A 22,320-nucleotide genomic window follows, 5' to 3' on the forward strand; every position below is an offset into this window, starting at 1 on the left:
GTCAATTATTGTTTAGATCGACTTGACCAGGACTCCAGCAAAGTCTTCTAATTCGATTTGATCAGCAGCGGTAAACCGATCAAATTTTGTTGAGTCAATATCGAGCACGCCAATTTGCCGAGTGCCATCCGTTAATGGGACTACAATTTCCGCATTTGTCGCGGCGTCACAGGCAATATGGCCGGCAAATTGATGGACATCCGCCACAATTTGCGTTTTTTGTTGGGCAAACGCAGTGCCAACAACGCCTTGGTTGTTAGCAATGTGCATACAGGCTACTTTACCTTGAAATGGGCCTAGATACAGTTCATCCTTTTCCTGGTCATAAAGGTAAAAGCCAACCCAGCTTACGTCAGGTAGACTGTCGTTTAGCAAGGCGGCGGCGTTCGCTAAATTGGAAATTAAATGTGTTTCTTCATATAATAAAGCAGCAACTTGTTGCGCTAAAAGTGAGTGTTTAACCATGTTATTGGACCTCCAAAATAATTTAGGTGCGGTTTTTTCGATTCGTTAGTGATGCGCTCCGGTCACTATGATATAATTTAGAGTAGATTTTAACGACCTTTACAAATAAATGCAAGGTAAAATGTTAAACGTGACGGGGGTTTTATTGATGGAGTTAATTTTGATCGGTATTATTATTTTAGCATTAGTGCTATATGTTGGGGTAATTATTTATCAACGACATAATTCTAAGCAGATTGATGCATTGCAAGAACAAGAACAGAAAATGAGTAAATTACCGTTCAAAAAAACGATGAGTGCTGCACGCCAGCAGGGCTTAGCGGGACAAAGTCAAGAAGAATACGCTAAATGGCAGACGCATTTACAAGAAATTCAGAAAAATGGCTTTGCCGGTTTAGAGCGTAAATTATTATTAGCGGAAACAAGTAATAATCGTTACCGCTTCTTTGCGGCCACTAAATTAGTTAATGAGTTGACTAAACAAATTGCGACAACACAACAAGCATTAGATGAAATTATGGCTGGTTTTAAGCAGATCCAGGCTGACGCCGAAGCTAACCAAACTCAAGCCAAGAGCTTACGCGAGTTGTATCAAAAACTACGTAAGCAATTGTTAACGAAGAGTTTCTCCTATGGTGCCGCGGCCGATGGTTTAGAAGAAAAGTTAAGTTATTTAGAGACTTCATTTGATAAATATAACCGCTTTACTAAATCAGGTGACCACGTTGAGTCCAAATCGATCCTAGCGCAACTAGATAAGGATCTTACTGAACTAAACGACTTAATGAAGCGGATCCCGCCCCGATTCAAAGAGTTAAATAATGAATTTCCTGAGCAACTAGAAGAGCTACGTCAGGGGTATCAACGATTGGCAGATAAGGCTTACCAATTCTATGGTATCGATATTCCAAGCGAGCTGACTGACTTGGATCAACGCATCAATAAAACACGAAAATCATTAAAGGAATTGGATCTAACCGCAATCGAGGCTGCTGATCAGGATATTGCTCGGCGCATTGATCATCTCTATGACGTTATGGAAGCTGAGATCAAGGCACATCAGGAAGTTGAATCACGGCACGATGAATTACAGGCGTTCATTAATCATGCCCAAAAACAAAATCGTGAATTACAAACTGAATTAGATCACTTAGATCAGAGTTACAGTTTGAATAATAACGAAATTGGTCAGGCCCACGACTTAAAACAACAACTTGATGAAGTGCGCTCGACATTTGAGAATGATATGCAAGAAGTTGCGAGTCAGACCGCTGTTTATTCAATGGTAGCAGAAAATTATAGTACAGCATTTGCGGCTTTAACCGAAATTGAAAAGAAGCAAAAAGCGCTTAATGATAGTGTTCAAGGCTTAAGACGCGGTGAAGAAGAAGCCCAACGATCTTTACAGTCGTTTGAATTTGAAATTCGTAATATTAAACGGCAAGTTGAAAAAATCAACTTACCAGGTTTATCCCGTCCTTATTTAGATTTCTTTTTCGTTGTTTCTGATGAGATCACCAAGCTTGATCAGGAATTAAATCAGGTTAAAATCGATTTAGATGTGATCACTAAGGCGTTGATCACGACCCAAGAAGATTTAAATAAGCTGAAGGAAGAAACTAACGATATGATCGATAGTGCGCTATTAACTGAGCAATTATTGCAATATGCGAACCGTTATCGCCATAGCCATGCTGATGTTGCGCAGGCCAGTGATGAAGCGTTGCGGCTATTTAATAGTGAACATGACTATAAGCAAGCTGCCGAGAACATTGCCACTGTTTTAGAGCAAGTAGAGCCAGGCAGTTATAAAAAAGTTGAAGAAAGCTACTACAAAACTAAGGATCAAGAGTTAAAGGTTTAATCTTAGTGGCTTTGACGCTAGCCGTTTTGTTTAAGCGGTTAGCTTTTTTTGTAGATTTATACTTATAAAAAGTTAGTGTTGTCTTTTAATATGAGTTTGTTATAATGGTTTAGAATTTTGTCATTGTTGGCAATTGTTGGTAAGAACTTTAATCAATTAGGATTTTGTGTGTATTTTAGTTAATGAAAAGGAAGAATGTTTGCATGATTTATTTTGATAATAGCGCCACAACAGCGGCTGCACCAGAAGTTTTGACTACCTACCAAACTGTGAGTCAAGCTTTCTTTGGTAATCCGTCTAGTTTGCACGCGTTAGGGAATAAGGCTGATAATTTGTTGCAACAATCGCGCCAACAAATTGCGCAGCTGATCCAAGCACAGCCAGAGGAAATTTATTTCACTAGTGGTGGCACTGAAGGCGATAACTGGGTGGTTAAGGGAACGGCAATTGAGAAGCGCCAATTCGGTAAACATTTGATCACCACTGAAATTGAACATCCAGCGGTCAAAAATTCAATGGCACAGTTAGAGCAATTAGGTTACGAAGTGACTTATTTGCCAGTGGACAAGCATGGTTTTATCGACCCAGCTGACCTAAAAGCTGCCTTACGTTCAGATACGATTTTAGTATCAATTATGGCGGTGAATAATGAAGTTGGTAGCATTCAGCCACTTAAGGAAGTTGCTGATATTTTAGCTGATTATCCACGGGTCCATTTCCATGTCGATGCGGTGCAGTCGATCGGTAAGGGCTTATTGCCCATGCTACGCTTGCCACGAATCGATTTTCTGACTTTTTCGGCACATAAATTTCATGGGCCGCGCGGTACTGGTTTTATTTATGTCAGACACGGCCGGCAATTGGCACCATTGATGACTGGTGGTGGTCAAGAGAATAACTGGCGTAGCGGTACTGAAAACTTACCCGCGATCGCAGGGATGGCCAAAGCGTTACGCTTGTTACTGACCGATGAGCCAGCTAAGGTCCAGCAACAACAAGCAATTAAAACAAAAATTTATCAACATGTCGCCCAAAAAGCAAAAGTCACGATTTTTTCGGAAAATACGGCTAAATTTGCGCCGCATATTTTATGTTTTGGTATTCGCGGTGTGCGTGGGGAAACCATTGTTCATGCCTTTGAAGAACATGATATCTATCTTTCAACGACGAGTGCTTGTTCTTCGAAAAAGGGAACGATTTCTGGTACATTGGCGGCAATGCACGTTCCGGATGATATTGCCACCAGTGCGGTACGAGTTTCTTTAGATGAAAATAATACAATGGCTGAAGCTGAAGCCTTTATGACCGCTTTTGATAAGATCTATGCGCGTTTTGAATTAATTAACTCGTAAATAAGTAGAGTGAGGAAGAATTTAATGGAATATACAGAAATTATGGTGCGCTATGGTGAATTATCGACTAAAGGTAAGAACCGGCGTAGTTTTATCGACCGTTTATTTGGTAATGTGACTAAGGCTTTACATCGCTTTCCAGCGTTAGAAATTCATGCCCGCCGTGATCGTTTACACGTGGTTTTGCATGGTGAAGATAGTGCTGCGGTAATGACACGCTTAGGCCAAGTCTTTGGTATTCAGAACTTTTCGCCATCAATTCGGGTCGAACGGGACATGGACCAAGTACGGCAAACCGCAATTGCAATGATCAAGGAACAATATCAGCCTGGTGATACCTTTAAAGTCAACACACGGCGTTCTGATCATGCCTTTGAGTTAGATACTAACGAAATGAACACCGAACTTGGCGGCGTGATTTTGGATAATATTCCTGGCCTAACTGTGCGGGTGCATAAGCCAGAAATTACGTTGCGCGTAGAAGTGCGTTTGGATGGTATTTATTTGTCTAGTCGGACGATCAAAGGCGCCGGCGGCTTACCAGTCGGTACCGCTGGCCGCGGCATGTTAATGTTGTCTGGTGGTATTGATTCACCAGTGGCTGGCTATCTAGCGATGAAGCGTGGCGTTGCCATTCAAATGGTTCACTTTTTCAGCCCGCCATACACGAGCACCAAAGCTTTAGCCAAGGCCAAAGAATTGACTTCAAAATTAGCGCCATACGCGGGCAGTATTCAATTTATTGAAGTTCCGTTTACCCATATTCAGGAAACAATCAAAAATAAAGTGCCGGAAGCTTATTTAATGACGGTACAACGGCGTTTAATGTTACGTTTAACCGATAAAATTCGCGAAATGCACCATGGTTTAGCTATTTTTAACGGTGAGGCATTAGGTCAAGTGGCCTCACAAACCATGGAAAGTATGGTGGCGATCAATGATGTCACCACAACACCAATTTTACGGCCAGTTGTCTCGATGGATAAAAACGAGATCATTAAAATCGCTGAAGATATTGATACCTTTAATCTATCGATCATGCCCTTTGAAGATTGTTGTACTATTTTTGCACCGCCAGCACCAAAAACGCGGCCTAATTTAGAGAAAACGCGGGTCTACGAGCAATTGATCGATGTCGAAGGCTTAATGGCGGAAGCAATTGCCGGCATTAAAATGACGGAAATTAAGGCTGACGAAGAATTTTTAGCACAAGATCAAAGCGAAATCGCCAGCTTATTGTAATTTAGCGTTGCACTGGCACCGTTTTTTTGCTACAGTAGTTTCAAAGCAATGAACAAGCGAGTAATTATATAACTGTGGCGTAGAGAAAAAGTGTTTGCTGGAAGCTTTACACAGTTTATGACGAAGGTAACTTGGGAGCTGCTGCTTTGAACTTAAGTAGGGGCAGCCGGATAAAATCGTCCGTTACAACTAATCAAGTGGCGCAATATGCGCAATTTAGGTGGTACCGCGAATAACAGCATTCGTCCTATTAATTTAGGCGGGTGTTTTTTTATTTACGCAAAATAGGGCAGTAGAGAAAGGGTGACAGTCATGGCTGACGAAAAACAAATGTCAACTAAGTACGATCCGCAACAGGTTGAACCTGGGCGGTATGAAGAATGGCTCAAAAAAGATTTATTTAAACCAAGCGGCGACCCAGAAGCAAAACCGTATTCAATTGTGATTCCACCGCCTAATGTGACTGGTAAATTACATTTGGGACATGCTTGGGATACAACGTTGCAGGATATGTTGATCCGGCAAAAACGGATGCAAGGTTATGACGTTTTATGGCTGCCAGGAATGGATCATGCCGGAATTGCTACCCAAGCCAAAGTCGAAGGCCATTTACGGGAAAAAGGGATCACGCGTTATGATTTAGGCCGCGAAAAGTTTGTCGATGAGGTCTGGGATTGGGTCCATGAATACGGCGATATTATTCATCAACAGTGGGCTAAGCTAGGTATTTCAGTCGACTATTCACGTGAACGCTTCACGCTGGATGATGGCTTATCACAAGCGGTGCGCAAAGTCTTTGTGGAACTCTATAAAAAAGGCCTGATCTATCGCGGCGAATATATCATCAATTGGGATCCGCAAGCACGGACGGCGTTATCGGATATTGAAGTGATCCATCAAGATGACCAAGGCGCTTTTTACCATGTTAAATATCCCTTTATTGATCCCGAATTTACTTTTGAGGGTAAACATTACATTGAAATTGCGACAACGCGGCCAGAAACCATGTTTGGTGACGTTGCGGTGGCAGTAAATCCAGATGATGAACGCTATAAGGACTTAGTTGGGCGTGAAGTTTTATTGCCATTACAAGGTCGCCATTTACCGATCATTGCTGATCCTTATGTGGATATGGAATTTGGTACTGGGATGGTAAAAATTACGCCAGCACATGACCCTAATGATTTCCAAGTCGGTAATCGGCATGACTTAAAGCGGATCAATACGATGAACGAGGACGCCACCATGAATGAAAATGCTGGCAAGTATCAGGGTATGGACCGTTTCACGGCACGTAAAGCAATGGTCGCTGATTTAGAAGCTGAGGACTACTTACTACGGACTGACCCAATTGTCCACAGTGTTGGTCATTCAGAACGGACAGGCGTCCAAGTTGAAGCCCGCTTATCGACACAATGGTTCGTCAAAATGAAGCCGTTGGCCGAAGTTGCTTTGAAGAACCAAGCGGGTGCTGACCGCGTTAATTTCGTGCCAGAACGCTTTGAAAACACCTTTACTCAGTGGATGGATAACGTTCATGACTGGGTCATTTCACGGCAATTATGGTGGGGCCATCGGATTCCTGCTTGGTATAATAAACAGACCGGCGAAACTTATGTCGGGATGGACGCTCCTGCTGATCCAGAAAATTGGGAACAAGATTCTGATGTGCTAGATACTTGGTTTAGTAGTGCTTTATGGCCATTTTCAACCATGGGTTGGCCGGATACTGATGCACCTGATTTCAAACGCTATTTCCCAACTAGCACTTTAGTGACCGGCTACGACATTATTTTCTTCTGGGTTTCACGGATGATTTTCCAAAGCCTAGAATTCACAGGCAAGCGGCCATTCAAACACGTTTTGATCCATGGTTTGATTCGCGACGAACATGGCCGTAAAATGAGTAAATCATTAGGTAACGGCATTGATCCAATGGAAGTGATCAAGAAATATGGTGCTGATGCTTTACGCTGGTTCTTGAGTACCGGCTCGACGCCAGGTCAAGACGTGCGCTTCTCCTATGATAAAATGGACGCCGCGTGGAATTTTATTAATAAAATTTGGAATGCCAGCCGCTTTGTGATCATGAATTTAGGTGATGATACAACTGCGACGATGCCAGCAGCGGCACAACGTGACTTAGCTGATCGTTGGATTTTAAGTCGGTTGAACGAGACGGTTACAGAAGTGACGCGTTTATTCGATGATTTTGAATTTGGTGAAGCTGGCCGATTACTTTATAACTTTATTTGGAACGATTTGTGCGATTGGTATATTGAAATGAGTAAAGAAGTTTTGTACGGCGATGACGCGACTGCAATTGCCAATAAGCAGCAAGCATTAGCCTATGTTTTTGAACAAACACTTAAACTATTGCACCCGATCATGCCGTTTGTCACTGAAGAATTATGGCTACAATTACCACACGTTGGTGATTCAATTGTTACAGCAGCCTATCCAGTGGCACATGCGGAATTAACAGATACTGATGCCGTAGCGCAAATGTCGCGTTTGATCGATTTGATTCGGTCAGTACGTAATATTCGCGCTGAAGTTAATGCACCATTATCTAGTCCAATTGACGTGTTGATCAAAACAACTGACCAGCAAACACAGGCGATTTTTGAAAATAACCGCGAATATATCGAGCGCTTCGTACATCCGAAAGCCTTGACAATTGCGGCGAAGGTTGATGCGCCGGCATTAGCGATGTCAGCAATCATTACTGGTGCTGAGGTATATGTGCCGTTGGCTGAATTGATCGATCTGAATGAGGAAATCAAACGGATGGAAAATGAAGCTGCCAAGTTACAAGGCGAGGTTACACGCGCCGATAAAAAGTTAGGCAACGAGCGTTTCGTGCAGAATGCTCCAGAAGCTGTAGTAGCTGAACAAAAAGCTAAACGAGCTGATTATGCTCAAAAATTAGCTGCTGCTAATGAACGAATTGCTGAGTTAAAAGCTAATTTATAAGTGATCAACATAGAAGAAGCCTGAAATTTAGGCTTCTTTTTGCTATACTGGAAAAAAACGAAAGTGGCGAAAGTATGTACGCAGAAGATTATCAAACGGCACTGATAAAAATCCACAGTCGGCCTAAAATGCATAAAGAAGGCAGTCTAAAACGGATGCAACGGGCGGTAGCAGCATTTGATCATCCAGAAAAAAAGCTGACCGCGATTCATGTGGCCGGGACAAACGGCAAAGGTTCTGTAGTTAATGATCTCCGTTATTTAGCCAACGAACAGGGAATGACGGTAGGGACGTTTACCTCGCCGTTTTTAATGCGTTTCAATGAACGGATCAGTATTGATGGTGAACCGATCAGCGATGCGGATTTGCTAGATTTAGTTAATCAAGTTGGACCACAAGTGGCGACTTTGGATGCAGCTGCACCAGATGATCAAATTACTGAATTTGAGTTTGTGACGCTTTTGATGTTGGTTTATTTTGTGCAGCAGCCACTAGACCTTGTTATTATCGAAGTTGGCATTGGTGGCTTGACTGATGCCACCAATGTGATTACACCGCTAGTGTCCGTCATTACAACTATTGGTTACGATCATATGGCCTTATTAGGTGATACGCTAGCTGAAATCACCACGCATAAAGCTGGTATTATCAAGTCGGGCCAGCCGGTAGTGGTAGGTCGTTTACCAGCAGAAGCGCTAGCAGTTGTCACGGATACGGCACAACGGAATCAGAGTCAACTTTATCGATTAGGTGCCGATTTTAAAACAACCCGGCAGCAGGCCCTTGCTAGTTGGGGTGAGACCTTTGATTTTACAGGTTTACAACAGCAGATCAAAGGTGTTGAGCTACCAATGTTAGGCGATTATCAGGTCGATAATGCTGCGGTGGCGATCGCGACATTTATTTTGGCCTTACAGCAACTACAGCAAACTACTGATGCTAAGACAATTAAGCAGGGCTTAGCACAGGCCAAATGGTTAGGTCGGTTGGAAAAGCTAAATGAACAGCCGTTGATCGTTCTCGACGGTGCGCATAATGAACCAGCAATGCAGGCGTTAGCGAGTACATTACAGGCTAATTTTAGCCATTTAGAAATTTATATTATTTTTGCGGCATTGCAGGATAAAGCGACGGCGCAAATGTTGGCGATTTTAGAGCGTTTACCCAACGTCCATCTTATTTTGACTCAATTCACTGGTAATTCGCGGGTGGCATCGGTTGACGAATTGGAACAGGCCAGCGAACAAGAGTTGCCGATCTACACACATTGGCAAATGGCGCTACAAGCAGTCTTGCAAGAAGCGTCAGCAGATGATATGTTGTTATTGACCGGCTCACTTTATTTTGTATCCGAAGTGCGACACTATTTTGAAAGTTGAGGGCTAACGATGAAGGTACAAGGCGTTATTTTTGATATGGATGGTTTGATGTTTGATTCAGAGAAGTTATATTATCAAGCTAATCTTGCTGCTGCTCAGAAAATGAATTTGAATTATAGTGACGATTATTACGAGCGTTTCATTGGTGCTTCGGATGAAGATTTGATGGCATTTTTCCGGGAAGCCTTTGGTAGCGAAGCGCAAGTGCAGGAATTCATGCAACTGACCTATCAAGAAATCGATCAGGCGATCCATCACAACGAGCTACAAAAAAAGCCAGGATTAGATGAGCTACTGGCGTTTATAGACCAACACAAGATCAGTAAAGCAATTGCATCGAGTAATTTCAAAACTAAAATTAGTGACTTTTTGACCGCAACACAACTGGCTAGCCAATTTCCAACCATTATTTCAATGGATGATGTAACTAAAGGTAAGCCAGCACCAGAACTATTTTTAACTGCCTTAGCAGCTCTAGGGACGCCGGCTGCTGAAACACTAGTGCTTGAAGATTCACGTAATGGGTTATTAGCCGCACAAGCAGCTGGGATACCCTGTATTATCGTGCCTGACCTAATTACGCCAACCGCTGAAATGCAGGCGCTGGCATTGGAGATCGTGCCAGATTTATTTGCGGTTCGTGATTTTATTAAAAGTAATAGCTGATTTCTTGCGTAGTTTAAGAGTAGGCGCTTAAAAAGTAGCGTTTAATCTTAAGCAGCGAGGAGCAATCACTAATGTTAGCACTTGAAACAAACAAGCAACAGTGGCAGCCGCGGGAGCAATTATTATATTCAGGCGCGGCCAGTTTAACTGATCAACAATTATTGGCGATTTTATTGCGAACTGGCACTAAGAGTTTGCCAGTAATGACGGTGGCCCAGCAAGTATTACTGGCTTATCCGCAATTAGCAACATTGGTACACGCTAAAATCAGTGATTTAGAACAAATTAATGGCATTGGTCAAACCAAAGCGATCGAGCTACAGGCAGCACTAGAACTAGGTCGTCGTAGTCAATTATCTGCGCAGTTACGTTTTGGGACCATCACATCTAGTCAACAAGTTGGGGAAAAAATGATCGCACGTTTTGCTGGCTGTCGCCAAGAACATTTATTGGTGGTTTATTTAGATACCAAGAATCAGATCATTAAGGAGCAGGAACTTTTTCGTGGGACGTTAAATGCTTCGGTAGCACATCCGCGTGAGATTTTTGCTTATGGGTTACAGATCGCGGCAGCACGGTTTATTTTAGTACACAATCATCCTAGTGGCATGACGGAACCTTCAAATTATGACTTGAAATTTACGCAACGAGTGGCCAATTGTGGTGACTTAATGGGAATTGAGTGTCTTGACCATTTGATCGTTGGTCGGCAGAGCTACAGTAGCTTAAAAGAACGTGGTGAATTATAGACAGCGCGGCTTGTTATTAAACCGGTATCATGGTAAGCTAAATATGTATTTTTGTTAGGTAATGGATCAAAGTTTCATTAATAAACTTTCCCCATCGTACCAATCAGAATTACAAAAAAATTGTGTCAACGGGCACGAGGAGGATTTTTATTCATGGAACAAGGTACAGTTAAATGGTTTAACCCTGAAAAAGGTTTTGGTTTTATTTCTCGCGAAAATGGTAGCGATGTATTCGTTCATTTTTCAGCTATCCAAGGCGACGGTTTTAAAACTGTTGAAGAAGGCCAAGCTGTAACATTTGACGTTGAAGAAAGCGATCGCGGACCACAAGCGGTTAACGTTAATAAAGCATAGTCAATTAATATCAGACAACATCATTATGGTGTTGTCTTTTTTTTGCGAATTTTTTAGTTTATACGTCACATAACTTTTTTAAATCATGTCATTAATAGCTATCAATTTGGACCTATGACTTTCTAAAAAAAGGGTTAAGTTTATAAAAGCCCTTATCATTTCACTGATTATTCGGTATGATAGATTAGTAGATGTTAAAGCATTTTGTAACGGAAATAAGTGTGTTATAATTCCTTTATCTGCAAACGGAGATGTAAAAGCATTTAATGACTATTCACTTATGTGGTTAGTTGATTGAATATCGCTGAATTTGAAGGAGAGAGACGCTGTGTTCGGATTAGGCACAAAGAATATTGGAATTGACCTCGGAACAGCCAACACATTGGTCTATATTGATGGCAAGGGAATCGTGCTTCATGAGCCTTCAGTTGTTGCCAAGAATACCAAGACCGGTGAAGTGGTCGCGGTCGGCACCGAAGCACGCGATATGATTGGACGGACACCAGGCAGTATTGTGGCGATTCGACCAATGAAGGATGGCGTCATCGCTGATTACGATACGACGGCAGCTATGATGAAATATTTTATGGAGAAATCACAGGGCCGGGGCGCCGGTAAACCTTATGTGATGGTTTGTGTACCTAGTGGTGTGACTGAAGTTGAAAAGCGAGCCGTGATCGATGCGACTCGTGTTGCTGGGGCTCGTGATGCTTATGTCATTGAAGAACCTTTTGCGGCAGCAATCGGCGCTGGCTTACCAGTGATGGACCCAACCGGTAGTATGGTGGTCGATATTGGTGGTGGTACAACTGATGTCGCTACAATTTCATTAGGGGGCATTGTTTCTAGTCGTTCAATCAGAATGGCGGGGGACAAGTTCGATGAAGCAGTTATTTATTATATTCGTCAACATTTTAATCTGTTGATCGGTGAACGGACTGCTGAGGATGTTAAAATACAAATCGGTTCTGCCTCGCTAGAAAAATCGGCCGAAATCGATGGCATGACCGTGCGTGGTCGTGATCTTATTTCTGGCTTACCAAAGACGGTGGATATCGCTGCGGAAGATATCGCGAAAGCCTTGCAAGAAGTCGTGAATGAAATCATTGTTGCCATTAAAGAGACCCTTGAAGAAACGTCACCGGAAATTGCGGCTGACGTGATCGATCATGGTATCGTTTTGACTGGTGGTGGCGCCTTATTGAAGAATCTACCCGAAGTGATTGCCGATGCAACGAAAGTGCCAGTTTTTGTGGCGCAATCACCGTTAGATTGTGTTGCCATTGGCACTGGTGAATCACTGAAGAATATTGATATTATGAAGAAACGTTAAGCTGAAAAAAGTTGGTAAAAGCCTAAATTAATCGCTGAAGATTGGTCGAATACTCGCCATTTTCAGCGATTAATATTGTCAGCTCAAAACTTATTGCTTGCTAGGCAAATTGTTGGAGGTCGCCCTATGCAGAAATTTTTTTCAAATCGAAAACTAATCATTGTTATGATCGTTATTATCATCAGCATGGGCTTGATGGCATTTTCGGTCAGCGTACGCAATAGTGAAAAGACGCCACCGTTAGTGCAGCGGGTCGGCAATGATGTAGTTGGTGTTGTCGATCGAGTTGTAGCGCTACCGGCAAATGGTGTAAAAAATAGTTTTGCAGCTGTTTCTGATTTGATCAATACGTATGAAGAAAATGCTAAACTGAAGACACAATTAGATGATTTAGCTCAAACCAAAACACGCGCTGCAACATTACAAAGTGAAAATAAAGAGTTAAAACAACAATTAAAATTAGACAAAACCTTGACGGATTATTCGCAGGTCAATGCGGCTGTTTTGACCCGTTCACCGGCTAATTGGCAAAATACATTGGTGATCAATAAAGGGAGTTTAGCTGGAATTAAAAAGAATATGCCAGTAATGGCAGGTTCTGGTTTGATTGGTCGTGTGATCGAGGTAAATAACACTAATTCTAAAGTTGAATTGATCACGACGGATAACCAATCGGCTAATCGGTTTGCTGCGGAAGTAATTACTGATAGCGGCACTGCCAACGGGATCGTCACTGGTTATGACCAAGCAAGCAGTGAATTAAAAATAGGTCAGTTAAACTCGGATGCTAAAATTAAGGTTGGCGATACAGTACAAACTTCTGGTTTAGGCGGTTTGACGCCACGCGGTTTGTATATTGGTAAAGTAACCAAGGTCAAACATGATGATTATGGGCTAGCCTTATCCTTGCTGATTAAACCAGCGGTCGACTTAGATGATTTTACTGTGGTAACGGTAATTGAACGACAAATGGCGGGTGATTAAATGCGTTTACGAGAAAAAATCTGGGTAAATGTGCTGCTGGTTGTCTTGATGTTACTTGATGGTTCATTTAGCTATTTATTTGGCAGTACCTTGCATAGCTTTCCGGATACAATGATTATCCGCTTAGTTGTGTTAGGTTTAGTGTTAGTCTATTTCTTCGCGCCTAATTTTCCGAATTTAATGATCGTTGCACTGATTTTAGGCTTAGTTTACGATAGTTTTTATACTGGAATCCTCGGAGTCTACATGTTTTTATTTCCGCTGATCATTTTTTTGACCCGCTGGATCGCGCAATTCTTTGCGCCGGCGCCCTTAGTGGTTGGTGCAATTTATTTGATCGATTTAACGGTATTGGAAAGCTTGGTTTATGGGATGAATATCTTTATGGGCCTAACGACTATGGCACTTGGCGATTTTATCCCTAATATATTGGGTCCAACGTTAGCGTTAAACTTAGTGTTATTTATCTTTTTATATTTTCCATTACGTCAATTAATTGTAAAATTAGATTCGCTGTATTAAAGCAAGTGCGTGTCTTGAAACTACTTCTGTGAAAAGGAATCTGAATACCTTTTGAGACACTACGACGTAAATATGCTAAAATTTAATTATTCGTGTCGACTAGGGAGTGGCGAGCATGCAATTTGTAGTTTTGAAGGGACATCAAGGCGGCTATCAATTAACGTTAAAGCAAAATGGCGCTTTTACCGCAATTATTGCGGAACTAAGTGAATTATTCGTTAAGTTAAGTCGCGAACAATCAAGTCAAGACGATACCAAAATCGTTGGCTTTAAAATTGATACCGAGAAGCGGCTATTAACTGATCAAGAAAAGCGGCAAATTCAAGATTTAATTGAACAGTACCCACAATTTAAGGTTGAGCAAATTGAATCTGACGTGATCACTAAAGCAGCAGCGCAGATTTTGAAAGAACAGGATAGCATTCACATGAGTCGTTTAGTGATTCGTAGTGGACAAGAGGTCCAAGTCGATGGTGACGTTTTATTTATTGGCGCTGTCCATCGTGGTGGGATCCTACGTGCAACTGGAAGTGTCTATGTGGTGGGGAAAATTGAAGGTGTTGTTCACGCTGGATTTCCTGATCGGGACGATGCAATTGTCGTAGGCGACTTGAGTCAGGCTATTCAAGTGCGAATCGCTGATACTGTGGATATTTTAGCTGACAGTGATCAGGCCTTTACGCCGCGCTCAATTACATATATTAATGATCTACATTTACTTGATTACGGAAATCTGGATGATCTCAAGACGATTCGTCCAAAGTTATATAACAAGATTGGGGAGGCATAACTATGGGAACGGCAATCGTAGTGACATCCGGTAAAGGTGGCGTTGGTAAAACGACCACCAGCGCAAATTTAGGGACTGCACTAGCTTTACAAAATAAAAAAGTTTGTTTGATGGATTTAGATATTGGTCTTCGTAATTTGGATGTTGTTTTGGGCTTAGAAAATCGTATTATTTATGATATTGTCGATGTTGCTCAAGGTAGGGCTAAGTTACATCAAGCGTTAGTTAAAGACAAGCGCTTTGAAGATAACCTATACCTATTACCAGCTGCTCAGAATACGGATAAAGACGCCTTAATACCAGCAGAAGTGAAAGCAATCGTTGACGAATTAAAAGAAGACTATGATTTTGTTATTCTCGATTGTCCAGCGGGCATTGAGCAAGGATTCCAAAATTCGATTGCTGGTGCTGATTGCGCGATTGTGGTGACCACTCCTGAAATTTCAGCAGTCCGGGATGCTGATCGAGTAGTGGGGTTATTGGAACAAGCTAATATGGCTCAAGAACCACGTTTGATCATTAACCGAATTCGGCAGCATATGATGAGTGAGGGTGACGTGATGGATATCGATGAAATCACACGTCATTTATCGATTTCGTTATTAGGGATAGTTCTGGACGATGATGGCGTTATTGCTTCTTCTAATCAGGGCAACCCAGTTGTACTCGATCCTAAGAATCCAGCTAGTCAGGGTTATCGAAATATTGCCCGGCGGATCTTAGGCGAAACGGTGCCTTTAATGTCGATCAAGGAAGAAAAAGTTGGCTTTTGGCAGCGACTTTTTGGTAATCGGAGCTAGACTATTTGCAAATTAAACGGTTGGCATAAGTATTAATTTGACAGTAAAGTTAAAAAGTGTTAATCTTATTCTCATAAATAACTAACGTTGAACAGAATATTAGTTGTACTTTGATTAACAGAGAGTTTCTGGTCGCTGTGAAGAAACAATCAAGTATAACGAAACACATCTGCGAGTATTGTGTGCTGAACAAATTAGGTGCACACGGGAAAGCCCGTTATTGCTGTAGTTCTTAGAACTACCTGAGATGCCTTTTGTGAAAATGGCATAAATAGAGGTGGAATCACGAAATCAATCGTCCTCTTGAAGTTATTTGACTTCAAGAGGACTTTTTTATTTGTATTTGTGGCTGAACTACTGGAGGTACTGATCGTGAGGTCAGTGCAAATTGAGGTGGAACCACGCATTGCGTCCTCGAAAACGATTTGTTTTCGAGGACTTTTTATTTACCTAAAAGTCGATCGTTCTCTGTTTTGCTGTACTTTAATTAAGCGAAAACAGATTCGTCAATGAAGATTTATGTTCACATAAATCGATCACTAATTTTTGGAATAGGGGATGTTGAAATGGATATCTTGGCAACACAATGGCATTATGCTTGGCAAATTATGCCTTCACTTTTCGATGGTGTTAAAATGACGCTATCACTTTTCTTCTTCACTTTGATCGGTGCGATTCCTTTGGGGATCATTGTTGGGTTAGGCCGAGCATCACGCTTCAAGCCTTTGCGCAATATTCTAGGTATTTATGTTTGGATCATGCGCGGAACGCCGCTATTATTACAGTTAATTTTTGTTTTTTATGGATTACCAATTATTCATATTGTGTTCCAGCGTTATGATGCAGCCTTATTTGCTTTTATTATTAATTATGCCGCTTATTTTGCCGAAATTTTTCGTGGTGGTTTGCAGTCGATCGATCGTGGTCAATATGAAAGTGCGAAAGTGTTGCGTTTGACCTACTGGCAAACGATAAAAAAGATTGTTCTACCACAGGTAATGAAAATTGTTTTACCTTCAATTGGCAATGAAGTTATTAACCTAGTTAAAGATTCCTCGTTAGTTTATGTGATCGGTTTAGGCGATCTTTTACGCGCCGGTAATGTGGCCACTGCTCGGGATGTCACGCTACTACCACTACTTTTAGTGGGGATCGGTTATTTGTTACTGACAGCCGTTTTAACTTTGATCCAGCGTAAGGTTGAACAACATTACAGTTATTACAAGTAGGAGGGATAAGCGATGTTAGAATTAAAAGCAATTAGTAAACATTTTGGTCGGCGTTTGATCTTAGATCAGCTTGATTTGACCGTTAATGATGGCGAGGCCTTAGCAATTGTGGGCCCTTCTGGTGCTGGTAAAACAACGTTATTGCGCTGTATTAGTGGACTTGAACGGATCGATGCGGGGCAAATTCTATTAGATGGTCAGACTTTTGATCCGTATGATAATCAGGATAAGGACAGCGTGATCGGGGTCGTATTTCAAGACTTTCAGTTATTCCCGAATCTGAACGTTCTTGATAATATTACATTAGCACCGATTTTGGCCTTGAAACAGACTAAGGATGAGGCTGAAAGACAAGCACGCGCGCTACTAGAACGTTTAGCGTTAACGGGCAAGGAAGAACTCTATCCTTATCAACTATCAGGTGGTCAAAAGCAGCGGGTCGCATTGGCACGTGCATTGGCAATGAAGCCGAAAATTTTGTGTTATGATGAGCCAACTAGTGCGTTGGATCCTGATTTACGTCAAGAAGTTGAGAAATTAATTTTAGGCTTAAAGGCTGACGGGATGACGCAGATCATCGTGACCCATGATTTGGAATTTGCTGAAAATATTGCTGACGCGGTTAAACACGTTGATGCACTTCCAGAAAGTAAATAATAGCGTCGATCAATTGTGAACGCCGTATGATAATAATGAAAAGGAGGCCAAAAAATGCGTAAAAAAATACTGGGGACATTATTAGCAGTTTTGGTACTTTTTAGTGCGATCAGCTTAACTGGCTGTTCGCGCGCCGATACGAAAGCTGATTCGTGGTCGACGATCCAACGTCGTAAAACGGTTATTGTTGGGTTAGATGATAGCTTTGTACCAATGGGTTTCCGCGCTAAAAGTGGGAAGCTAGAAGGCTTTGATATTGATCTAGCCCGCGCTGTTTTTAAAAAATACAATATTAAAGTTGATTTTCAAACTATTGATTGGTCAATGAATGCGACTGAATTACGTAATCACACCATTGATTTGATTTGGAATGGCTATACGATCACGCCGCAGCGTAAGAAGGTTGTTCGGTTTAGCTCGCCGTATTTACTGAATAAGCAAATTTTGGTGACAATGAAGAAAGATCAGATCAATAGCTTTGCTGGTATGCAAGGCAAAGTTTTAGGGGTACAAACCGGCTCCTCTGGTTATTCAAGTTTAGAATCCGAGCCTAAATTATTAAAAAATTACATCAAAAATGGTTCGCCAGTGCTTTACAGTACGTTTAATGATGCTTTTATTGATTTGAACGCCAATCGGATCCAGGGATTATTGATTGATCGGGTGTATGCAAATTATTATATTGACCATCAAGCTAATCGTGATGATTATCAGGTGACCGATGGTAGCTTTGAGCCGGAAGATTTTGCGGTGGGGATGCGTAAGTCGGATAAAACGCTACAACGTAAAATTGACGCCGCAATGAAAGAATTATATCGCGACGGTACGATGAAAAAAATCAGTTATAAATGGTTTGGCGAAGATGATACGATTCCACAAAAATAAGTAAATAAATAGCCGTCCACCTGATTTAAGGTGACGGCTATTTATTTACGCTTTTTCAGTACTAAAGAATGCTTTGTAGAGGCCACGAACCGCGTTGAATTCGTCCTTCTCACGTACGCCAAACATGATTGAAACTGGTGAAGCGCCATGATCTAACGTGACTAAGGAGACACCAGATTGGGCGATACTATTGGTCGCTTTAGCCATCATACCAATATGATCTTGAATCCCTTCACCGACGATCATGACTAGCGCATAGTGATGGATGACGCGAATATCATCGGGATGAATAGCGGCTTTGATTGCGGCCATTACTTTTGGTTCTAGTTCAGCCGTTAATTCACGTTCACGAATGATGATCGTGATATCATCGATACCAGAAGGAATGTGTTCAAAACTAATGCCATATTCTGCTAGAATTTGTAGGACTTTAAACACAAAACCGACTTGTTTATTCATTAAATATTTACGGATATAGATACCGAGAAATCCGGTATCGCTGGCAATACCAGAGATAGGTCGCTGCGGATCATAAATTTTACGTGCTGAAATTAAAGTGCCAGGTCGTAATGGATGGTTAGTATTTTTCACCCGCACAGAAATACCACCTTCGATTGCTGGGATCAAGGCTTCATCATGAAAAACAGAAAAACCAGAGTAGGATAGTTCGCGCATTTCACGGAAGGTTAAGTGCTCAATTGCAGTAGGCTGGGTAACGATATTCGGATTAGCGGCATAGATCGCATCGACATCGGTAAAATTCTCATATAATTCTGCTTTAAAAGCACGGGCAAAGATAGCACCGGTAATATCGGAACCACCACGCGAGAAAGTACAAATCTGGCCGGCTTTGGTATAACCGAAAAAGCCAGGAATGATCAACAGCGACTTGCTTTTTTTGAAGGCAGCTAATTGGGCATAACTTTCCGATAGGACTTGTGCATCACCAGGCGTTGCGCTGACCAACAAGCCAGCTTCCCGTGGACTAAGGTAATGACTAGGTAAACCTAAATGATTTAAAATAGCTGCGATCAATTTGGCATTATTATCCTCGCCGGCGGCCTTAAAGGCATCCATTAAATAGTCAGCCGAAGGATATTCTTGTTGCGGTAGTTGTAAAATATGGTCGCGAATAACTTGGAATTCACTGTCTGGTAAATCGAAGCCAGTGGCGATTTCTTGATAACGAGCAATAATTGCGTGTTGGATAGCGACTGGATTTGTTTTTCTAAGGGTTACTTGGGCGTAATCAATTAGTAGGTCGGTTACCTTTCGATCATCCGCAAAACGTTTTCCAGGCGCCGATACGACGATTGCGCGTCTTTTACTGTCGCCACGAATAATATTAATTACTTTTTTGAGTTGGTCGCTGGAAGCTAATGAGCTTCCACCAAACTTAGCCACTTTCAAACTTAGCCACTTCTTTCCGGATTATTAAAATAAAATTAATATTAGCATAGCAAATTCACATCTAAAAGGCAATTTTTGTTAAGATCAGATTAAGTTGACAATATTGTGAAATTATTCTATGCTGAAGCCACAATTAAATGATTAACTGCAAAGGGGAGCCTTTTTTGGCTGAGAGTGATTAAATTCAGACCCTTGAACCTGTTGTGTTAACACACGCGTAGGAATTGTAGTGGCGTCAGCCTCTTTGTAGTCAATTAATCTATGAGGAGGATTTTTTATGTCTAATCGGCATCTATTAGTTTGGATCGAAGGTACAGTGATCGCTGCGTTGGCAATGGTGTTGGAGTATTTACCCCACGCTGTCGGGCCGTTGAATATTTCTTACGGGATCATTCCGTTAGCGGTTTATAGTTTACGCCGCGGTTGGAAAGCCGGAATCAGTTCAGGATTAGTTTGGGGATTATTAGATCTATTTCTACGTGGTTTTGGTAGTGGTGGTTTTTTGAATCCGATACAAGGGCTAATTGAATATCCTTTGGCCTTTGCTGCTGTTGGTTTAATTGGTATCGGCACAAGTTCACTGCAAAAAGCGTTGCTTCGCCAGCAGCGTGGGCGGATGTTTGGCTATGCAGTGGGTGCAACTGTGGTTGGTGTCTTTGCTAAATATTTCTTTCACTTTGTAGCAGGCGTTTTTTATTGGGGTTCATATGCACCTAAGGGGATGAGCCCGGTGCTTTACTCATTAGTTGCGAATGGCAGTAGCGCAATTCTAAATTTGATCTTGGCAAATGTAGTCGTTGTGTTGCTATTGATCAGTGCGCCACAATTGTTTAGTCCTAAGAATATGCAGCCGGCTTAATTTAATTATAAAAAATACGGTATCTACCACTACTAAGTGGCAGATACCGTATTTTAGTTGATTTGCTTCTTATTGAAAGGCTGCAACGGCGGTCATGACCATACCACCAAGCGTTGCAATTAACATGACCCAGATTACGACTTTAGTTAGTTTTGCGAAACCGCTAGTTTTTTCTTTTTTCATTACGCTTTATTGCCACCTCAATCGAATTAATTAGCATAAGTTTAACTTGTTTCTAAGTGAATTGCAATTATTGTTTCAGAAAAAATGGTGATGGCGTAACCACCAAGCTGCCAGCCAAGAACAAACTAAGGTCCAGAAAATAATAACTGCAAAAGCGTGAGCGCCGCTTGCACCTGGCAAGTGAACATTCATACCATAGATACCACCGACAATTGTTGGAATGGTGAGAATGATCGTAATTGAAGTCAGAACTTTCATAATAATATTTAGATTGTTGGAAACAATTGAGCTGACCGTAGTATTATACTCATCGATAATCTGCTTTTGTTGCGCGGTCATGGTAGCGGCTTGATCGCTTTCAATTAGAATGTCGCGTAGTAATTCAATGAACGGTTTAGTTTCAAAATAGAATTCACTGTCTTGCAAGGTTGTTAGCAGCTGTTTATTTTGCTGCAATGCACTTTGGAAGCGAATTAAACTCTTTTGCATCGCGGTCAACTGGAATAGATCGTTATTCTCAGTTGCTAGCGTCAATGTTTTTTCTAGTGAATTCATCATATGACTATTTTGGTCCAAACAATCAAGATAACTTTTGTTAATAAACCAAATCAATTTCAAGGTCAAACGTTCATGATTATCTGAATTCAAGCGCGGTTGATGTAACAAAAAATCGCGAACAAAGAGTGCTGGATGGTTACTGACGGTGATCAGCGCATCAGCGGTTAAGATAATTGCAAAAGGGTAAGTTGTGTACTCATTATAGCCTAAAGGACTAACGGTTTCGTGGGGGAACCGGGTTAGGATCAAAGCAGGTCGTTCGATAATCGATTGCTCAACGCCTTCAGTGCGCGGATTTTCTTTATCATCTAATACGGCGGTCAAATAGTCACGTGGAATGGTAAAGCGGGACTGCAGCTGGCTAATTTCAGTCGTGGTTGGTCGTTCAACATGAACCCAGCAATTACGTTGATAAGTGTTGAGCGGCAGCAATTGGTCGTTTACGGTATGGAAGTAATTAATCACAATATCGGCTTCTCCTCATTAAGAAAGGTTAATTTAAACTATCCTTGTTATTTTAACACTTTTCCCGTAGGCTAAATGTAAGTGAAGCCAGTAACTTCATGATAGTTGTCTGAAATAAGAAAAAGGTGGTCAGAGTGAATGCTTGTACTGGGAGTATTGCTACCAGTGATTGGATTGATCATTGGTGTGGTAATGCGGTTAACTCATTTTAAATGGCGGATTGCACCAGTTGACTGGGTCACGTTTAGCCTGTTACTTGCTAGTGATATCCTGATCTGGATTCGCTACCGTTATCAAGCAACGAGTTTATTAATTGTTATTATGGCGATTATGGCCATTTTTGTTGCGGTCAGTTTAGCCTGGCGGCGGGGCGAAATTTTATATCGAACTTTTTTGAAAATTTGGTGGCGATTACTTTTCGCGCCTAGTTTACTTGCTTATCTAATATTAGTGGTGCTGCAGTGGTATTAAATACACACGCGACGACAAAATCAACGTAAAGAATCTTGTTTGTAAGGTAAGGCTTACAGCTTGATTTAACGGCTGATTTTGTCGTTTTTTTAGTTTAGTATCAACTTTAGAAAAGTTTAAGCAGTTT

The 22,320-nt window shown here is 41.5% G+C and carries 22 protein-coding genes, 1 riboswitch and 2 other annotated features; of the genes, 18 read left to right on the plus strand and 4 right to left on the minus strand.

What is annotated here, in order from left to right; genetic code table 11:
* Nucleotides 1-12: 12 nt before the first annotated feature.
* Nucleotides 13-465 carry a GAF domain-containing protein gene (locus tag EKM76_RS00780; protein ID WP_125548761.1) on the minus strand — a complete coding sequence of 151 codons (453 nt, stop codon included), beginning with the start codon at nucleotides 463-465 and terminating at the stop codon, nucleotides 13-15.
* A 148-nt stretch (nucleotides 466-613) separates the two neighbouring features.
* On the opposite strand from EKM76_RS00780, the gene ezrA reads away from it, so the two are divergent.
* From ezrA to EKM76_RS00860, 16 genes are all read left to right on the plus strand, one after another.
* Entirely contained in the window at nucleotides 614-2,329 is a 1,716-nt protein-coding gene (gene ezrA / locus EKM76_RS00785) for a septation ring formation regulator EzrA (RefSeq protein WP_125548762.1), read from the plus strand.
* 203 nt (nucleotides 2,330-2,532) lie between these two features.
* Complete coding sequence (locus EKM76_RS00790) at nucleotides 2,533-3,681, plus strand: cysteine desulfurase family protein (protein ID WP_125548763.1); 1,149 nt, start codon at nucleotides 2,533-2,535, stop codon at nucleotides 3,679-3,681.
* Nucleotides 3,682-3,705: 24 nt separating this feature from the next.
* A complete protein-coding gene (gene thiI, locus EKM76_RS00795) occupies nucleotides 3,706-4,923 on the plus strand; it encodes a tRNA uracil 4-sulfurtransferase ThiI (protein WP_125548764.1) in 1,218 nt (405 codons plus the stop codon).
* Nucleotides 4,924-4,962: 39 nt separating this feature from the next.
* Nucleotides 4,963-5,176, plus strand: a binding site (T-box leader).
* Nucleotides 5,177-5,235: 59 nt separating this feature from the next.
* Nucleotides 5,236-7,899, plus strand: coding sequence for a valine--tRNA ligase (locus EKM76_RS00800; RefSeq protein WP_125548765.1), 2,664 nt, complete (start codon nucleotides 5,236-5,238; stop codon nucleotides 7,897-7,899).
* 74 nt (nucleotides 7,900-7,973) lie between these two features.
* Nucleotides 7,974-9,278, plus strand: a complete 1,305-nt coding sequence (locus EKM76_RS00805) for a bifunctional folylpolyglutamate synthase/dihydrofolate synthase (protein ID WP_125548766.1) — start codon at nucleotides 7,974-7,976, stop codon at nucleotides 9,276-9,278.
* A 9-nt stretch (nucleotides 9,279-9,287) separates the two neighbouring features.
* Entirely contained in the window at nucleotides 9,288-9,944 is a 657-nt protein-coding gene (locus EKM76_RS00810) for an HAD family hydrolase (protein WP_125548767.1), read from the plus strand.
* A 71-nt stretch (nucleotides 9,945-10,015) separates the two neighbouring features.
* Nucleotides 10,016-10,693, plus strand: a complete 678-nt coding sequence (gene radC / locus EKM76_RS00815; RefSeq protein WP_125548768.1) for a RadC family protein — start codon at nucleotides 10,016-10,018, stop codon at nucleotides 10,691-10,693.
* 153 nt (nucleotides 10,694-10,846) lie between these two features.
* Nucleotides 10,847-11,047: a cold-shock protein gene (locus EKM76_RS00820; RefSeq protein WP_125548769.1), complete on the plus strand. Its 201-nt coding sequence runs from the start codon at nucleotides 10,847-10,849 to the stop codon at nucleotides 11,045-11,047.
* Between the two features lie 328 nt (nucleotides 11,048-11,375).
* Entirely contained in the window at nucleotides 11,376-12,380 is a 1,005-nt protein-coding gene (locus tag EKM76_RS00825; protein ID WP_125548770.1) for a rod shape-determining protein, read from the plus strand.
* A gap of 126 nt (nucleotides 12,381-12,506) precedes the next feature.
* Nucleotides 12,507-13,364, plus strand: a complete 858-nt coding sequence (gene mreC, locus EKM76_RS00830; RefSeq protein ID WP_125548771.1) for a rod shape-determining protein MreC — start codon at nucleotides 12,507-12,509, stop codon at nucleotides 13,362-13,364.
* A complete protein-coding gene (gene mreD / locus EKM76_RS00835; RefSeq protein ID WP_125548772.1) occupies nucleotides 13,365-13,886 on the plus strand; it encodes a rod shape-determining protein MreD in 522 nt (173 codons plus the stop codon).
* 115 nt (nucleotides 13,887-14,001) lie between these two features.
* A complete protein-coding gene (locus EKM76_RS00840) occupies nucleotides 14,002-14,676 on the plus strand; it encodes a septum site-determining protein MinC (protein ID WP_125548773.1) in 675 nt (224 codons plus the stop codon).
* Between the two features lie 2 nt (nucleotides 14,677-14,678).
* Nucleotides 14,679-15,476, plus strand: a complete 798-nt coding sequence (gene minD / locus EKM76_RS00845) for a septum site-determining protein MinD (RefSeq protein ID WP_125548774.1) — start codon at nucleotides 14,679-14,681, stop codon at nucleotides 15,474-15,476.
* A 78-nt stretch (nucleotides 15,477-15,554) separates the two neighbouring features.
* Nucleotides 15,555-15,782 (plus strand) — a binding site (T-box leader).
* A 260-nt stretch (nucleotides 15,783-16,042) separates the two neighbouring features.
* Nucleotides 16,043-16,705 carry an amino acid ABC transporter permease gene (locus EKM76_RS00850; protein WP_125548775.1) on the plus strand — a complete coding sequence of 221 codons (663 nt, stop codon included), beginning with the start codon at nucleotides 16,043-16,045 and terminating at the stop codon, nucleotides 16,703-16,705.
* Between the two features lie 12 nt (nucleotides 16,706-16,717).
* Complete coding sequence (locus tag EKM76_RS00855; RefSeq protein ID WP_125548776.1) at nucleotides 16,718-17,362, plus strand: amino acid ABC transporter ATP-binding protein; 645 nt, start codon at nucleotides 16,718-16,720, stop codon at nucleotides 17,360-17,362.
* A 54-nt stretch (nucleotides 17,363-17,416) separates the two neighbouring features.
* Nucleotides 17,417-18,247 carry an amino acid ABC transporter substrate-binding protein gene (locus EKM76_RS00860; RefSeq protein ID WP_125548777.1) on the plus strand — a complete coding sequence of 277 codons (831 nt, stop codon included), beginning with the start codon at nucleotides 17,417-17,419 and terminating at the stop codon, nucleotides 18,245-18,247.
* 45 nt (nucleotides 18,248-18,292) lie between these two features.
* On the opposite strand, the gene EKM76_RS00865 is transcribed toward EKM76_RS00860, so the two are convergent.
* The gene (locus EKM76_RS00865; protein WP_125548778.1) at nucleotides 18,293-19,657 is read right to left on the minus strand and encodes an aspartate kinase; all 1,365 of its coding nucleotides are present in this window, start codon (nucleotides 19,655-19,657) and stop codon (nucleotides 18,293-18,295) included.
* A 141-nt stretch (nucleotides 19,658-19,798) separates the two neighbouring features.
* A riboswitch (TPP riboswitch) is annotated at nucleotides 19,799-19,898 on the plus strand.
* A gap of 36 nt (nucleotides 19,899-19,934) precedes the next feature.
* Here EKM76_RS00865 and thiT point away from each other — a divergent pair.
* Nucleotides 19,935-20,516, plus strand: coding sequence for an energy-coupled thiamine transporter ThiT (gene thiT, locus EKM76_RS00870; protein ID WP_125548779.1), 582 nt, complete (start codon nucleotides 19,935-19,937; stop codon nucleotides 20,514-20,516).
* 69 nt (nucleotides 20,517-20,585) lie between these two features.
* On the opposite strand, the gene EKM76_RS00875 is transcribed toward thiT, so the two are convergent.
* Entirely contained in the window at nucleotides 20,586-20,699 is a 114-nt protein-coding gene (locus EKM76_RS00875; RefSeq protein WP_125548780.1) for a DUF4044 domain-containing protein, read from the minus strand.
* 75 nt (nucleotides 20,700-20,774) lie between these two features.
* Entirely contained in the window at nucleotides 20,775-21,722 is a 948-nt protein-coding gene (locus EKM76_RS00880; RefSeq protein WP_125548781.1) for a magnesium transporter CorA family protein, read from the minus strand.
* A 138-nt stretch (nucleotides 21,723-21,860) separates the two neighbouring features.
* On the opposite strand from EKM76_RS00880, the gene EKM76_RS00885 reads away from it, so the two are divergent.
* Nucleotides 21,861-22,193, plus strand: a complete 333-nt coding sequence (locus EKM76_RS00885; RefSeq protein ID WP_125548782.1) for a DUF3397 family protein — start codon at nucleotides 21,861-21,863, stop codon at nucleotides 22,191-22,193.
* The last annotated feature ends 127 nt before the right edge of the window (nucleotides 22,194-22,320 follow it).

It is taken from the genome of Loigolactobacillus zhaoyuanensis (assembly GCF_003946385.1).
Classification (GTDB): Bacteria; Bacillota; Bacilli; order Lactobacillales; family Lactobacillaceae; genus Loigolactobacillus; species Loigolactobacillus zhaoyuanensis.

Coding starts and splice junctions, on each gene's coding strand:
- mreC (WP_125548771.1), top strand. CDS start 12,507: ATGCAGAAATTTTTTTCAAATCGAAAACTAATCATTGTTATGATCGTT.
- thiT (WP_125548779.1), top strand. CDS start 19,935: ATGTCTAATCGGCATCTATTAGTTTGGATCGAAGGTACAGTGATCGCT.
- mreD (WP_125548772.1), top strand. CDS start 13,365: ATGCGTTTACGAGAAAAAATCTGGGTAAATGTGCTGCTGGTTGTCTTG.
- EKM76_RS00790 (WP_125548763.1), top strand. CDS start 2,533: ATGATTTATTTTGATAATAGCGCCACAACAGCGGCTGCACCAGAAGTT.
- thiI (WP_125548764.1), top strand. CDS start 3,706: ATGGAATATACAGAAATTATGGTGCGCTATGGTGAATTATCGACTAAA.
- EKM76_RS00780 (WP_125548761.1), bottom strand. CDS start 465: ATGGTTAAACACTCACTTTTAGCGCAACAAGTTGCTGCTTTATTATAT.
- EKM76_RS00860 (WP_125548777.1), top strand. CDS start 17,417: ATGCGTAAAAAAATACTGGGGACATTATTAGCAGTTTTGGTACTTTTT.
- ezrA (WP_125548762.1), top strand. CDS start 614: ATGGAGTTAATTTTGATCGGTATTATTATTTTAGCATTAGTGCTATAT.
- EKM76_RS00810 (WP_125548767.1), top strand. CDS start 9,288: ATGAAGGTACAAGGCGTTATTTTTGATATGGATGGTTTGATGTTTGAT.
- EKM76_RS00850 (WP_125548775.1), top strand. CDS start 16,043: ATGGATATCTTGGCAACACAATGGCATTATGCTTGGCAAATTATGCCT.
- radC (WP_125548768.1), top strand. CDS start 10,016: ATGTTAGCACTTGAAACAAACAAGCAACAGTGGCAGCCGCGGGAGCAA.
- EKM76_RS00820 (WP_125548769.1), top strand. CDS start 10,847: ATGGAACAAGGTACAGTTAAATGGTTTAACCCTGAAAAAGGTTTTGGT.
- EKM76_RS00875 (WP_125548780.1), bottom strand. CDS start 20,699: ATGAAAAAAGAAAAAACTAGCGGTTTCGCAAAACTAACTAAAGTCGTA.
- EKM76_RS00855 (WP_125548776.1), top strand. CDS start 16,718: ATGTTAGAATTAAAAGCAATTAGTAAACATTTTGGTCGGCGTTTGATC.
- minD (WP_125548774.1), top strand. CDS start 14,679: ATGGGAACGGCAATCGTAGTGACATCCGGTAAAGGTGGCGTTGGTAAA.
- EKM76_RS00800 (WP_125548765.1), top strand. CDS start 5,236: ATGGCTGACGAAAAACAAATGTCAACTAAGTACGATCCGCAACAGGTT.
- EKM76_RS00840 (WP_125548773.1), top strand. CDS start 14,002: ATGCAATTTGTAGTTTTGAAGGGACATCAAGGCGGCTATCAATTAACG.
- EKM76_RS00805 (WP_125548766.1), top strand. CDS start 7,974: ATGTACGCAGAAGATTATCAAACGGCACTGATAAAAATCCACAGTCGG.
- EKM76_RS00885 (WP_125548782.1), top strand. CDS start 21,861: ATGCTTGTACTGGGAGTATTGCTACCAGTGATTGGATTGATCATTGGT.